Origin of the sequence: Salinithrix halophila (genome assembly GCF_042650125.1) — a bacterium.
GTDB classification, from domain to species: Bacteria; Bacillota; Bacilli; order Thermoactinomycetales; family DSM-45169; genus Salinithrix; species Salinithrix halophila.
The window spans coordinates 412,278-425,411 of record NZ_JBHSAP010000018.1; the positions used below are offsets into that span (position 1 = coordinate 412,278).

Consider the following 13,134-nt stretch of genomic DNA (forward strand, 5'->3'; position numbering starts at 1 on the left):
TTTCACTGAATCCTATCCGTCTTTTCCGTCGCCTTTGATTAAGCCCTGTAGCTTTTCCACAACGCCAGGAGCCAGATCGATCAGCCGGTCATAAAGATGGGTCGCACCTTCCATACTCAACATGCGAACCCCCCGGTTATTTACCACCAAGAAACCAACGGGGGTGATGGAGACACCGCCCCCGCTCCCACCGCCAAAGGGCAAAGAAGGCCCTTCATCTTCTTGGGACTTTTTCCCTGACCCTCTTCCGGACTCCTTGTCCTCACTCCCGTCTTTCAAGCCGGTAAATTCAGTGCCTCCGGCAGCAAAACCGAAGCCCACCCGGGAAACAGGAATGATCAGGCTCCCGTCAGGTGTTTCAACCGGGTCGCCAATAATGGTGTTAACATCCACCATATCTCTGATATTTTCCATCGCCGTCGTCATCAGGCCTTGAATAGGGTGTTCTGCCATTTCCCTTCACCCCCTTTGTTATTCATGCGAAGCAACAATCGCATCACAGCAAGGATAGCGTGCCTCACTTTAAATCGGAATATACACTCCAAATCGGTTTCCAACCGCGCCTCTATAAAATAAGGACGGATATCAAGCTGGGGTGGACGCCGCCACTGGAAATACGAGCCGACGACCCCGACGAGATTTGCTTTGATTCCCCAAGCGAGACCGGTGATTATCCCTGTCTCCGCAGCATCTCCTGTACCGAGGTCGGAAATCCAGACCAACTTTTCACAGACCACCTTGCTTAAAAAATAACGCATAACGCCGTATAAATTGACAACATTTTCCCGGAAGTCCTGAACCTTTTCCTTTGCTTTTTTCATCGCAGCCAGACCAATACGCGTCCGTTTTTTCTTGTCCGTGCCTGTGGTTCCCTCTTTTTTTTCCTTTACTTTTAGCCCCTGTCCGGTCAGAGCGAAACCCTCCGCCACCCACCGGTAACGAACCAGCCCCCATAGCCAACGAACTTGTAGAAAAAACCCGTCCTCTTCCCCCTTCCTTCGGTATACGATCCGGATTCGAACCGAAGTAAAGAATAGAAGCAGGAGAAGAAATAGAATTAGCGTACCTATGATAATGCCCCATATCACCGTAACCACCCCTGCCAATTCCCAGTATTCGTCAGTATGAACAAGTAAGGGTGAGATGATACCGAAACCCAACAGACAATCTGTTCGATTTTTCCATAAAATATAAGTATACACCAGGACTCTATCGGGGTATATCCTTAGAAAAGAGATTCTATGATGGAGGGGAACTGGAATGGATTCCATGCGTTGGAGTCTTTTGTTGTTTATCGTGCTAGTTATGGGATTGGTTTTTTCGGGATTACATGCTTGAAGGAGAGACAACCGACGATCAGACTACAAACTTTATTGATGGGGTCTCCATAAGAAAAACCCGCCGACATTGCGTGTCGACGGGTTTTTACATAACCTTACGATGATTCCGTTTGAGAAACAGCGGGTGGCTCCTCCGCATTTGCCATCTCCTCTGTTCCGGAGGCTTCAGCCGGCTCAACACCCAGACGCTGGTACAATTCCTCTCGCTCTTTCTCCCATTCCGCCCAATCAAAGATCGAATCCGCTGGCGGCAACTCCTCCAGGTTGGAAAGCCCGAAATAATCCAGGAATTCCCGGGTCGTTCCGTACAGAATCGGACGACCCACTCCTTCCGCCCGACCTGTTTCCCGGATCAACCCTTTCCGTTTCAAATAATAAATCGCCTTTTCGCACTTCACCCCGCGAATCTCTTCGACATCTGCCCGGATGATCGGTTGCCGGTAGGCGATGATCGCCAATGTTTCCAACGCAGCCCGTGATAAATACGACCGGTTAGGAGACTCAGCTAGTTTTTCGAAGTATTCCCGATGCTCTGGCAGGGTCGTCAATTGGTAGACATGGGCGACTTCCACAATCCGGATTCCCCGATTCGATTCTTTCCATTCTCGCGCCATTTCCGCCAGAATCGTTTTCACCGTACGCTTGGTCAACCCCGTTACATCTGCGATTTCGCCCACCTTTAATCCCTCATCTCCGGCAGCGAACAATAGCCCTTCGATTACCGGCTTCATACGGTTACCATCCAGATGCTTCCCCTCCTTTCTCAGGTAACGCCGCCTCGATATCCATATCATCAAAGAGTCGATTCTGGCGAATGCGAACCCGCCTTGTCTTCATAAGCTCAAGAACAGCCAAAAACGTAGTGACCACTCGCTCCTTGGTCAGCCGATTCCAGCGTAGCAGCTGGGAAAACCGAAGGTGACCGCCATGATTCAATACCTCTGCTGCGATCTCTTCCATCCGGTCGCTCACCGAAATCTCCTCCCGACTCATCTCTGCGAACTCCGGCTCCGTTTCTTCCTGGTTAGCCAAAGCATCGGCAAAGTATTGGAGGAGATCATCGGGCGTCACGCCATCTAGGGGGTTTTCCTCTTTGGCATAGGAGGTCAAATCCATCGGCATCCGGGTATAAACCTGGCCACGGGCTTCTTCCCGTTCGCGGAGCGCATCAGAAAGCCTTTTGTAACGCTTGTACTCCAGCAAACGTTGGACCAACTCTTCCCGGGGGTCCATCCCCTCTTCTTCATCCAACAGCATATCGGAAAGATCTGCGGGTTCCGCCTTTGGCAACAACATACGACTCTTGATTGCCAGCAGGGTGGCGGCCATCACCAAAAATTCGCTGGCTACATCCAATTCCAATTGTTGCATCGCCGACAGCATCTTCATGTACTGATCCGTGATACGGGCGATGGGAATCTCGGTTACATCCACCTCGGACTTGTCGATCAAATGGAGAAGGAGGTCCAGCGGGCCTTCAAACATGTCCAACTTGATTTTCACATCCATGATCCCGTTCCCCTCCCCTCTCTCCTGCTTCAACTTTCGAAGGCTTTATTCAACTGCCGTTGCAAATTGGCAGTTTCGATCGCGGAAACCGCCGCTTCCCAACCCTTGTTCCCGGCTTTGGTACCGGCCCGTTCCACCGCCTGTTCGATCGTATCCGTTGTCAGGACGCCAAAAATCACCGGTAGCCCATGCTTCAAGCTGGCTGTGCCAATCCCTTTGGCCGCTTCATTACAAACATAATCGAAGTGGGGAGTAGAACCGCGGATAACCGCCCCCAGGGCGATTACCGCATCATATTGCTGGGAACCCGCCATCTGATCAGCGATAAGGGGAATCTCGAAAGCACCAGGTACCCAGGCAACGTCGACGGATTCTTCCGCAGCTCCATGGCGGCGCAGGGCATCCTTCGCTCCCTCCAGAAGTTTCCCGGTGATAAATTCGTTGAAACGAGCGACTACGATTCCGATGCGCAGGCCATCCGCCGTCAATTTACCTTCAAAGATGTTCGCCATGAGTTTCGCCTCTCCTCGTTTAAAAATGGAGCATATGTCCTAATTTGCTTTTTTTCGTCCGTAGATAGTTTTCGTTATCCGGAACGGAAGGCATCTGAATCGGAAGGACTTCCGTCACCTCTAGGTCATACCCTTTTAACCCGGTGATCTTGCGTGGATTGTTGGTCAACAGGCGCATCTTCCTAACTCCGAGGTCCTTCAGGATTTGGGCTCCGATTCCGTATTCTCTCAGATCGGGGCGAAAGCCCAATTCCAGATTGGCTTCTACCGTATCCAGTCCTTTTTCCTGCAGCTTGTAAGCCTTCAATTTGTTGATCAAGCCGATCCCCCGTCCCTCCTGCCGCATATAGAGAAGGATGCCGGTCCCTTCTGCCTCAATCTGGCTCAGGGCCGCGTGGAGCTGGGGCCCGCAATCACAGCGGTGAGAACCAAAGACATCTCCGGTCAAGCATTCTGAATGGACCCGGACCATCACCGGTTTTTCCGGATGGATGTCGCCTTTAACCAGGGCGATATGCTCTTTGCCGTCCACTTCGTTTTGATAGCCAACAGCAGTGAATTCGCCGAACTCCGTGGGCAGCCGGGTATCTACCACCCGTTCCACCAGTTTATCCTTCCGATTCCGGTACTGAATCAAATCCTGGATCGTGATGATCTTCAGCCCGTGTTTTTCAGCCAATTCCATCAAATCGGGGACCCGGGCCATGGAGCCGTCTTCCTTGATCACTTCACAGATGACCGCCGCCGGGTAAGCCCCGCACATGCGGGCAAGATCGACTCCCGCTTCGGTATGCCCTGCCCTCCGCAGCACACCCCCTTTTTTAGCGATCAAGGGGAAGATGTGGCCAGGCCTTCGAAAGTCACCGGGACGGGTTTCCTGATCGATCAACGCCCGGACGGTAGTCGAACGCTCAAAGGCAGAGATCCCCGTCGTACCGGAAATATGGTCGACAGAGACCGTGAACGCCGTTCCATGGGAGTCCGTGTTGCGGTTGACCATGGGGGGAAGATCCAGTTCAGCGGCTCGTTCTTCGGTGATTGGGGCACAGACAAGCCCCCGCCCATGGGTAATCATGAAATTGATCACCTCAGGACCTGCCTTCTCCGCCAGAGCGACAAAATCCCCTTCGTTTTCCCGATCCTCGTCATCGACTACGATGACGATATGTCCTTGCATTAACTCATAGATCGCTTCTTCGATAGGATCGAACCCACGCACAGAATCACCCCCTTTATTTTTTGAACCCATACTTCTCCAGCATCTCTTCCGATAAGCCTGTAGGGTTCCCCGCAAGCAGTTTGGCCACATATTTTCCAATCATGTCACACTCGATATTGACCTCATCTCCCAGCCCGGCATCAGCCAACTGGGTATGGTGAAGGGTATGGGGGATGACGGAAACCGTAAAGGATTTCTCATCCACCGATACCAGCGTCAAGCTGATCCCGTTCACGGCGACAGAACCTTTATCTACCATCACGTTGGTTAGCTCCCGGGACACCCCAATCTGGAACAACACCGCATTTTCTACTGGGCGCCGCGATTGGATACGACCGATTCCATCTACATGCCCCTGGACAAAATGTCCCCCCAACCGTGCCCCAGCCGCCAGCGCCCTCTCCAGATTGACCACAGCCCCTGGGGAGAGACGGCCCAAGTTGGATCGCTTCATCGTTTCAGGCATCACATCCGCCGCAAAATGGCGCGGGTCAAAGCGGGTCACGGTGAGACAGACTCCATTTACCGCAATGCTGTCTCCGACCCTTACCCCTTCCAGAACCTTCTCGGCTTTCACGGAAAGGCGCATCGCCATCCCTTGACGATCGATCGAACGGATCCGCCCTACTTCTTCCACCAATCCAGTGAACATCAGCTTCCCTCCCCATCCATTCGGTCATCCGGGTAGCCGGTCATACACCAGTCTTCCCCGAAGGACTCTACCCTTACATCCTGTAAACGGATAGCTTCATCCATCCGCTCCGGGTTCATCCCATCAAAAGCAGTCGGGCTCTCCTTCCCTCCCAACAACTTAGGAGCAAGAAAAATCATCACTTTTCCGACCCAGCCTCCCCGCAGGAGAGCAGCATTCAGTTCGCCGCCGCACTCTGCCAACACAGACAGGATGCCGTGCTCCCCAAGGATGCGGAAAAGCGTAGCCAGATCGACGTGGGGACCCGGTACGGAATGAAAAACCCGTACCCCTTTCTCTTCCAGCTGTTGCTCCTTCTTCTCGTCCGCTTCTTGGGTACAGAAAACCCATGTAGGAGCTTCCGCCGTATCAACGACAGGAGAATCAAGGGGAAGCCTAAGTCGGCTGTCCAAGATCACCCGCAACGGGCTTTTCCCCCCGCCTGGCAGACGGGTCGTTAACCGGGGATGATCCGCAAGGGCAGTCCCTGACCCTACCATCACCGCATCATGTTCGTGGCGCAGCCGATGTACCTGGTGCCGTGCCTCTTCCCCGGTCACCCAACGGCTATCCCCCGTAACGGAGGCAATTTTACCGTCCAGGGTCATAGCCGTTTTCAGCGTAACAAATGGGAGGCCTGTCTTCCGATGATGAAAATAAGCTTCGTTTAAACGGAGGCACTCTTCCCGAAGCACCCCTTCCTCCACTTCGATCCCAGCTGCCCGTAAACGGCGGATGCCGTTTCCCGCTACGCGTTCATCGGGATCCAGAGACCCGATGACAACCCGCTGCACTCCCGCAGCGATGGCTTTTTCGGTACAGGGAGGGGTTCGACCATAATGATTACAGGGTTCCAGCGTAACATAGAGGGTACAACCGGCTGCCTCCTCCCCCGCCATATCCAAGGCATGCACCTCGGCGTGAGGGGTACCGGCTTTGAGGTGAGCACCAGAACCGACCAGGCGCCCACCTTTCACAGCTACGGCCCCTACCATCGGATTGGGGGCGGTTTGACCGCGAGCTGACTCTGCCAGCGTCAGAGCCAGTTTCATCCAGTGTTCGTCCATCCTGATTCCATCCAACGGTTGCAACCCCTCTCTCTTTCAAACAAAAAAGCCCCGATTCGGGGCTTGACGGTTACGAAAAACAAGAAAGAGGCCACTATAATCCGCATAACGGAGACGGCGCCTTTTCCCAGGGCCCAGTTTTTCTTTCCATAGGAAAGAAAAGGGGCAAAAAACCCCAACCGGTCCGGGCGGCACAGGAAAAATCGCCTGCGCTCCGGGTTATCACGAATTTCATGGTGTGGCGACATCTGTCCTGTTCATCCTTCTCCCATCCAGACTCTCACTGTCGGTCCCGGATTCTCACCAGGTCCACCGCTCATCAAGCGGGTCACGGACTGAGCCGTCCCTGAGGGACGCCATCACCGCCGGTCGGGATTTTCACCCAGCCCCGAAGGATTGACAGAGATCCACGGTTTATTCATCCATGGTCATCTATGGTTATTATAAGTCAACGCATCCAGCCTGTCCATTTGATTGTCTATTCACTCCCCGGGGTTAGCTCCCCGGCTCTGGTTCTCGTCAGCGGAGGCCCAGAGCGCCACGGTACACCCACTTGCATGGCCAGATAACAAAGCGCAGCAAAAAAAGCAGCGATCAAAGTTGTGTGCATCAAAGCGATCGTCAATTCCAGTTTAGTAAGGACAATCAACCCTCCGGTAAAAACCTGAGCGAGCGTGAGAAGAAAAGCGATCAGACTTCCCCGGTATAGATCCTTGCGTGCCGGATATCTCTTCCTTACATAAAGAAAAAGCCACAGAGTCAAAAAGAATAAAAGACCCGCAAACAGACGGTGCATCCACTGAATGCCAGCTTGAGTGGTCAAGTCTGGAACCCAGGTATCTCCACATAGGGGCCAGGTTGAACAACCTAGGCTGGAACCCGTATGACGGACGAAGGCACCGGTATAAACGACAACATAGGTATAAAAAGCCAATCCCCAAATGGCGGTTTTCAGTTTACGGGACACACCGGAGTTGATCTTCTTGCGATCACCCTTTTCATCCGCCTTTTTCAGCTGGAACATCACCACTGTCAGCAGGGCTGCCGCAGCGAAAGACATCAGTGAAAGGCCGAAGTGGAGGGCCATCACCGCTTCGGACTGGCTCCAGACAACCGCTGCAGCTCCCAACAAACCCTGTAGGACGATGAAGAAGAGGCTGCTAAAAGCAAAGAACCGAACCCTTTTATGATGGCGATAGAACCGCCAGCAACCCACCGCCAGCGCCACCACCAGCAAGCCAACCAGCCCAGAGACGATCCGGTGACTATACTCAATCCACAGGGTTAATGTGTGATAGGTCGGAAACACCTCTCCGTGACAAAAAGGCCAAGTGTTTCCGCATCCGTCCCCGGAACCGGTCTTGGTAACCAAGGCACCCTGGATGAGAATGATAAAATTCCCGACAGTCGCGAGGACTGCCAGAGTACGTAACAATCCTTTCATGGATGCCTGCCTCCTTTCCAACCCGTCCAATCCTTTACCATCTTACCACAGACCCTCGGATTCTCGGTACGGACGGCAGGTTTAGGCACAATATCTCCAAACTTAACAACGGATAAACCCCCTCCGCACAAGCGGAAGGGGGTTGTCTACTGCATATAGTTCAACGGATTGGTATAATTCCCGGGTGAACCTTTATGGACCTCAAAATGTAGGTGAGGACCCGTCGAACGACCATTATTACCAACAGCCGCAATCTGCTGTCCTTTACGAACGACTTGGCCCACCGAAACCCGGGATTGGTTCGCCCACATATGGGCAAATAGGGTGAACACGCCGCCACCGTGGTCAATCATGATGTAGTAACCGTACCCGCAACCGCAGCTCTGGGCCCGGACCACTTTCCCGTTGGCCGGAGCGTGGATGGGCGTCCCGATGGAATTAGCGTAGTCGATCCCTGTGTGGAACTCACTTCCTCGGTACCCATAACCGGAAGTAACCGGGCCGTTTACCGGACGGGTAAGGGGGCCCTGGTAAGCGAAATTACCCGCCTTGAGATGTTCGAGATTGAGTTCTGCCAGATCTTTCTTCGTCAGTGCTTCCTCTTTATCCAGGCTGGCCAAGGCACTCTTGTTTTTCCCCATCTCCTTGACCAAGGCATCATAGGCTTTTTTCGCCTTGGCCTCCTCCTTTTTCTGCTTTTTCTCCAACTTAGCCAGTTTATCCCGCTTTTTCTGCACCTTTTCTTTCTCTTTATAGAATTTTTCCACAATACGGAAATCGTTCTTAATGATCAGACGCAGATACTCGAAACGAGCGAGAAACTCGTGGAAGGAATCAGCCGCCAAAAGGGATTGAAAGCTGTTCATCTGTCCGGTCATATACATATTTCGGACACTTTCTTTATACTGTTGCCCGTATTTATCGACGTTTTTCTGAGCCTTCTTTAATTCTTTTTCTACTTTTTTCGTCTTTCCGCGGGTATCTTCCAGTTTTTCCTCGATGGCACGCAGCTTTTTCTTACGGTCTTCTACCTTTTCTTTCAAATCTTTGAGATTTTTCTCTTTTTCGTCCTTTTTCTTCTCGATCGAGTCCAGCTTGTCTTTCAATTCATCTTTTTTGTCGGCCTGGACTTGTTCTACAGGCCAGATTGAGAGCATCAAACTCAATGCGATTACTGCCACTGTCACCGTACGTGTCAAACGCCCCTCCCAAGGTTTCACCAAGTTGTCGATCACCCTTTCATCCTCAGTCTCCCAGCCGGTCGGCTAGAAGGGTCACCTCCGCCGATACCGGACAGCACTCCCGGATTTTCCCAGCGAGGATGTCCCGCCGCACACCCTTCCATCAACAAATGATCGATAAATGCCAACGCAATTAGTATACAAGAGGTTGTCCATCCCATCAACACAGGGTGAGCCTCCAACACAAAAGACCCTCCGAAGGAAGGCTTCGAAAGGTCGGGTCCCTATACTTTCGACCTAAATCTTTCGGAGGGATTAAAGGGTGAAATTGCGCCGGTTAAAAACCATCACCGCAGACAGAAGGGAAATCGCTGAAATCAGCAGGAAAAATACCGAATCGGCAGGCTCCCCTTGACCCGCAAAAAGTTCGGCGCTGTTATAATAATGGGCAAAGGAAAACCAACGTAGAAATTCCACACCCTCCTGAAGGCTTCCGATCCCGTTCAGCAAATAACTACCTAAAAACAAGCCGATGGCAGACATGGATGCCTTCTGGGAGTCGGAGGCGGCCGATGATAGCAGGAGCGAAACACTACCGATAGCAATCAGCATCATCCAGCCATACAAGAAACTCATCCAGATCCCCTCCCAACGTGGGGTTTCTTCCACCGTCAGGAGCGATCCCCAGAGAAAGAAAAGGCCGACTCCCGCAAATAGAAGATAGACCACCGGTAGAACGAAGAATTTAGCCACCACCACCTGAGTGCGACTCACCGGGCGGGAAAGAAGCAATCCCAGGGTCCCCCGATCCACCTCCCGTGCCAGGAGGCCGCTCCCCGTCACAGCGGCAAACAGCCCCCCGACAAGCAGCCAGCTGATCTGAAAGTGTTGGGAAGCAAGAAATCCGTTAATCGTAGTCACAGCTTCCAGTTGGTCCCCCATCATGGCTTTTAGATAGTCCGGCATCGTTTTTAAAAACTCATTAAACCCTGGATTGTTTTTGATCGAGTTAAATACTGGGATCCTCAGCACCGTCATCAACCCTAGGATAGCGCTCCAGATGAGAAAAGACCGCCTTAATCCCCACAAGTTACGTCGAAAAATGGCCATCATAAACCTTCCCTCCCTTCGTAATAATCAGCAAAGACTTCTTCCAAGCTCGCGTCTCTCACATGGAGGTTCTCCAGAGGATACCGGCTCAAAACTGCCAGGAGTGCCTGAAGATCTCCCTGATAATGAAAACGAACGCGAGAAGATTCCGGCTGTTCTAAATCATCGACGGCCACTGCTGTCAATTCCTCGATGGGGACTTCGCCCGAAAAGATCGCCTCCACCACTTTGCGCCGACTTTTCTTCAGCTCACCAACTTCCTTCACAAGCACCAGCCGCCCCCTCCGGATCAGCCCGACTCTGTCACAGGTCTTTTCTACCTCCGATAGAATATGAGAAGACATAAAAATGGTTTTGCCCCGTTTTTTCTCCTCCAAGATCAAATCGGTAAAGGCTTGTTGCATTCGGGGGTCCAAACCGGAGGTCGGCTCATCCAGGATCAACAACTCCGGATCGTGCATAAAGGCCTGAATCAATCCGATTTTTTGTCGCATTCCCTTAGAGCATCCCTTCAGCTTAACTGCTGGATCGATCTCGAAACGCTCCGTCAACCGGCGTTGAAAAGCGGGGTCCACCCCACCGCTGAGTCGTCCGCAATAATCGAGCACCTCATCCCCTGTCATATCCTCATACAGGGCGACATCTCCGGACAGATAGCCGATGCGGCGACGGATCTGACGTCCCTGCCTCCGACAGTCCATGCCCATCACCTCTGTCCGTCCCGACGTAGGCCGGACAAAGTCCAGCAGGCAATGGATCGTCGTTGATTTTCCTGCACCATTGGGCCCTAGGAAGCCAAAGATTTCCCCCTCCCCGACTTTCAAACTAAGGTTCTCCACCGCCCGTGTGCTGCCGTATTCTTTGGTAAGTTCAATCAGCTGGAGCATCGTTCTTTTCCTCCTTCCGGTACAGCCCGTACCGTAGAATCTTCAAATATTCTTCCATCTCCTTCATGACACCGTCCAATACACGGTTTAATTGTTCCAGATTGAACCCCCCTTCCCCACTGAAACGGGACAGGTATTTCTCCCCGATGGATTCTAAAACGGTTACAAACAATTCCATTCCTTTTTGTGGGTCAATATCTTCTCGAAAGCGGGAATAATCAATTCCTTCAAAAAAGCGGCCCCAGTGTTCACGACCAAGGCGTTCCCGCCGAACTTCCAACTCCCGGCGGATCTCCCGAGTCGGATCAACGAAAGCAGCCATCAGGAATCGGGACCGGTCCGGGTGTTCATGGAACATGCGAAATTTTACACGGTTGGCTTGAAGAAGACGTTCAGACAGGTCGGAAGAGAGTTCGGGTAAATGTTCATAATAGTAACGGATGGAGAAATCGAGGCAGTCGTCGAGCGCAGCCAGAAAGAGATTTTTTTTGGTCCCAAAATAATGGAAAAGCAACCCTTTGGAAATCCCCGACTCTTGGATGATTCGGTTGGTAGATCCCTTTTCATAGCCTCTATCCGCGAATTCCCGTACAGCCGCATCCAGTACCGCACGCCGCTTCTCTTGCGGCATTTCTGGTTTTTCTCTTCTCATAACATCCCCTCCCGGAATTGACCAATCGGTCAATTCCATAATACGCCATTATCGACCGATTGGTCAATAAATCATTTAAAAAAACCCCGCCTTTTTTAACAAAGACGAGGTCAGTCATTTCTCGATTTTCAATCGAAGAGGCGTGGGCAAGTCCCTCATCGTCTCTTTACCCCTGAGCCGGTTCAGCCGTTGGCACCCGTTCCGGCAGGCAGTCATTTCGGATAAGGTCATCCAGGCTTTCCCGGCGAACCACCAAGGAAGACTCACCGTCACGGACGAAAACGACGGCGGGACGGCGCACCCGGTTGTAATTGTTGGCCATGGAATAATTGTAGGCACCGGTGCAGCTGACGGCTAGGAGATCCCCTGTTTTCACCTGAGGGAGAACGGCGTCCCAGATTAGCATATCCCCGCTTTCACAAAGTTTGCCGGCAACGGAAACGGTCTCTTGCATTTCCTCTTTAGCACGGTTGGCAAGCATGGCCTCATAAGCAGCCTGGTAGAGAGCCGTTCGGGGGTTGTCATTCATCCCTCCATCGACGGCGATATACTTGCGTACCCCCGCCACTTCTTTCATCGTACCGACCGTGTATAGGGTCGTACCCGCTTCTCCAACAATACTGCGACCCGGCTCCAACCAGATCTCCGGTACCCCCGCTTCCCCAAACCCAGCCCGCACACCGGCGGCAATCGCTTCGACATAGGCGGAGACGGGCAGAGGCCGATCTTCTCCGCTGTAGCGAATGCCAAAGCCTCCGCCCAAGTTAAGGATCCGGGTTTGAAGGCCGAGAGAGGAGCGGCATTCCCTGGATAGCTGAGCCATCTTTTCAATGGCAAGAGAAAAACCGTCTGTTTCGAATATTTGACTCCCGATATGGCAATGGAAACCCAAGAGCTCCAACGATTCTGCTGCAATAGCCTTTGCTGCTGCCCGCATCACCTGTCCGCTTTGGTAGTCGAAGCCAAACTTGGAATCCTCTTGGCCGGTCTGGATGTAATTATGGGTATGGGCCTCCACTCCAGGGGTTGTACGGAGCAGGATTTGGGCTTTCATTTCTTTGTCTGCGGCTAGGCCGGCCAACAGTTCCAGTTCAATGAAATTGTCGACAACAAAAAGTCCCACTCCCGCTTCCAAAGCCATCTCCAATTCCTCGGGGGTTTTGTTGTTCCCGTGGAAATAAATCCGCTCCGGCGGGAATCCGGCTTTCAGGGCCGTATACAGTTCCCCGTCCGAAACCACATCCAGCCGAAGCCCTTCCTCCGCTACCACCCGGCACATGGCCAGCGTGCTGAAGGCTTTACTTGCGTAAGCCACCTGGAAGGGCAATCCCGTATGACGGAAAGCGGCGATGAATTGGCGCATTCGTTCCCGGATCAGCGCTTCGTCCACAATATAAAGGGGGGTGCCATACCGCGCCGCGAGCTCGACGGTATCGCATCCTCCAATTTCCAGATGTCCCTGCCCATTGATCCGGCTGGTTCCGTGTAAGTGCATGGATGGGTCTCCTCTCCGTCTCTTTGA

The 13,134-nt window shown here is 52.6% G+C and carries 14 protein-coding genes and 1 riboswitch; all 14 genes read right to left on the bottom strand.

The features are described 5' to 3' along the window. Positions 1-12: 12 nt before the first annotated feature. Complete coding sequence (gene ytfJ / locus ACFOUO_RS15060) at positions 13-453, bottom strand: GerW family sporulation protein (protein ID WP_380705966.1); 441 nt, start codon at positions 451-453, stop codon at positions 13-15. Next, a complete protein-coding gene (locus ACFOUO_RS15065) occupies positions 426-1,088 on the bottom strand; it encodes a DUF2953 domain-containing protein (RefSeq protein ID WP_380705967.1) in 663 nt (220 codons plus the stop codon). Before ACFOUO_RS15065 ends, ytfJ begins: the two co-directional genes overlap by 28 nt. Positions 1,089-1,435: 347 nt before the next feature. Then, on the bottom strand, positions 1,436-2,086 hold the full coding sequence (gene scpB / locus ACFOUO_RS15070) for an SMC-Scp complex subunit ScpB (protein WP_380706264.1): 651 nt from the start codon (positions 2,084-2,086) through the stop codon (positions 1,436-1,438). After that, complete coding sequence (locus ACFOUO_RS15075; protein ID WP_380705968.1) at positions 2,076-2,849, bottom strand: segregation and condensation protein A; 774 nt, start codon at positions 2,847-2,849, stop codon at positions 2,076-2,078. Before ACFOUO_RS15075 ends, scpB begins: the two co-directional genes overlap by 11 nt. 29 nt (positions 2,850-2,878) lie before the next feature. After that, positions 2,879-3,361: a 6,7-dimethyl-8-ribityllumazine synthase gene (gene ribH, locus ACFOUO_RS15080; RefSeq protein WP_380705969.1), complete on the bottom strand. Its 483-nt coding sequence runs from the start codon at positions 3,359-3,361 to the stop codon at positions 2,879-2,881. Between the two features lie 19 nt (positions 3,362-3,380). Beyond that, on the bottom strand, positions 3,381-4,610 hold the full coding sequence (locus ACFOUO_RS15085) for a bifunctional 3,4-dihydroxy-2-butanone-4-phosphate synthase/GTP cyclohydrolase II (protein WP_380705970.1): 1,230 nt from the start codon (positions 4,608-4,610) through the stop codon (positions 3,381-3,383). After that, on the bottom strand, positions 4,594-5,232 hold the full coding sequence (ribE, locus tag ACFOUO_RS15090) for a riboflavin synthase (protein WP_380705971.1): 639 nt from the start codon (positions 5,230-5,232) through the stop codon (positions 4,594-4,596). Before ribE ends, ACFOUO_RS15085 begins: the two co-directional genes overlap by 17 nt. Further along, a complete protein-coding gene (gene ribD, locus ACFOUO_RS15095; RefSeq protein ID WP_380705972.1) occupies positions 5,232-6,353 on the bottom strand; it encodes a bifunctional diaminohydroxyphosphoribosylaminopyrimidine deaminase/5-amino-6-(5-phosphoribosylamino)uracil reductase RibD in 1,122 nt (373 codons plus the stop codon). Before ribD ends, ribE begins: the two co-directional genes overlap by 1 nt. A gap of 241 nt (positions 6,354-6,594) precedes the next feature. Further along, positions 6,595-6,738: riboswitch (FMN riboswitch) on the bottom strand. 78 nt (positions 6,739-6,816) lie between these two features. Next, positions 6,817-7,782: a COX15/CtaA family protein gene (locus tag ACFOUO_RS15100; protein WP_380705973.1), complete on the bottom strand. Its 966-nt coding sequence runs from the start codon at positions 7,780-7,782 to the stop codon at positions 6,817-6,819. 146 nt (positions 7,783-7,928) lie between these two features. Then, on the bottom strand, positions 7,929-9,017 hold the full coding sequence (locus ACFOUO_RS15105) for a murein hydrolase activator EnvC family protein (RefSeq protein WP_380705974.1): 1,089 nt from the start codon (positions 9,015-9,017) through the stop codon (positions 7,929-7,931). A 261-nt stretch (positions 9,018-9,278) separates the two neighbouring features. Beyond that, complete coding sequence (locus tag ACFOUO_RS15110; protein WP_380705975.1) at positions 9,279-10,076, bottom strand: ABC transporter permease subunit; 798 nt, start codon at positions 10,074-10,076, stop codon at positions 9,279-9,281. Then, positions 10,073-10,960, bottom strand: a complete 888-nt coding sequence (locus ACFOUO_RS15115) for an ABC transporter ATP-binding protein (protein ID WP_380705976.1) — start codon at positions 10,958-10,960, stop codon at positions 10,073-10,075. Before ACFOUO_RS15115 ends, ACFOUO_RS15110 begins: the two co-directional genes overlap by 4 nt. Next, positions 10,944-11,612 (bottom strand): TetR/AcrR family transcriptional regulator, encoded by a 669-nt coding sequence (locus tag ACFOUO_RS15120; protein ID WP_380705977.1) that lies wholly within the window; start codon positions 11,610-11,612, stop codon positions 10,944-10,946. The genes ACFOUO_RS15115 and ACFOUO_RS15120 overlap by 17 nt, the downstream gene beginning before the upstream one ends. 166 nt (positions 11,613-11,778) lie before the next feature. Beyond that, the gene (lysA, locus tag ACFOUO_RS15125; RefSeq protein ID WP_380705978.1) at positions 11,779-13,107 is read right to left on the bottom strand and encodes a diaminopimelate decarboxylase; all 1,329 of its coding nucleotides are present in this window, start codon (positions 13,105-13,107) and stop codon (positions 11,779-11,781) included. Positions 13,108-13,134 lie beyond the last annotated feature (27 nt).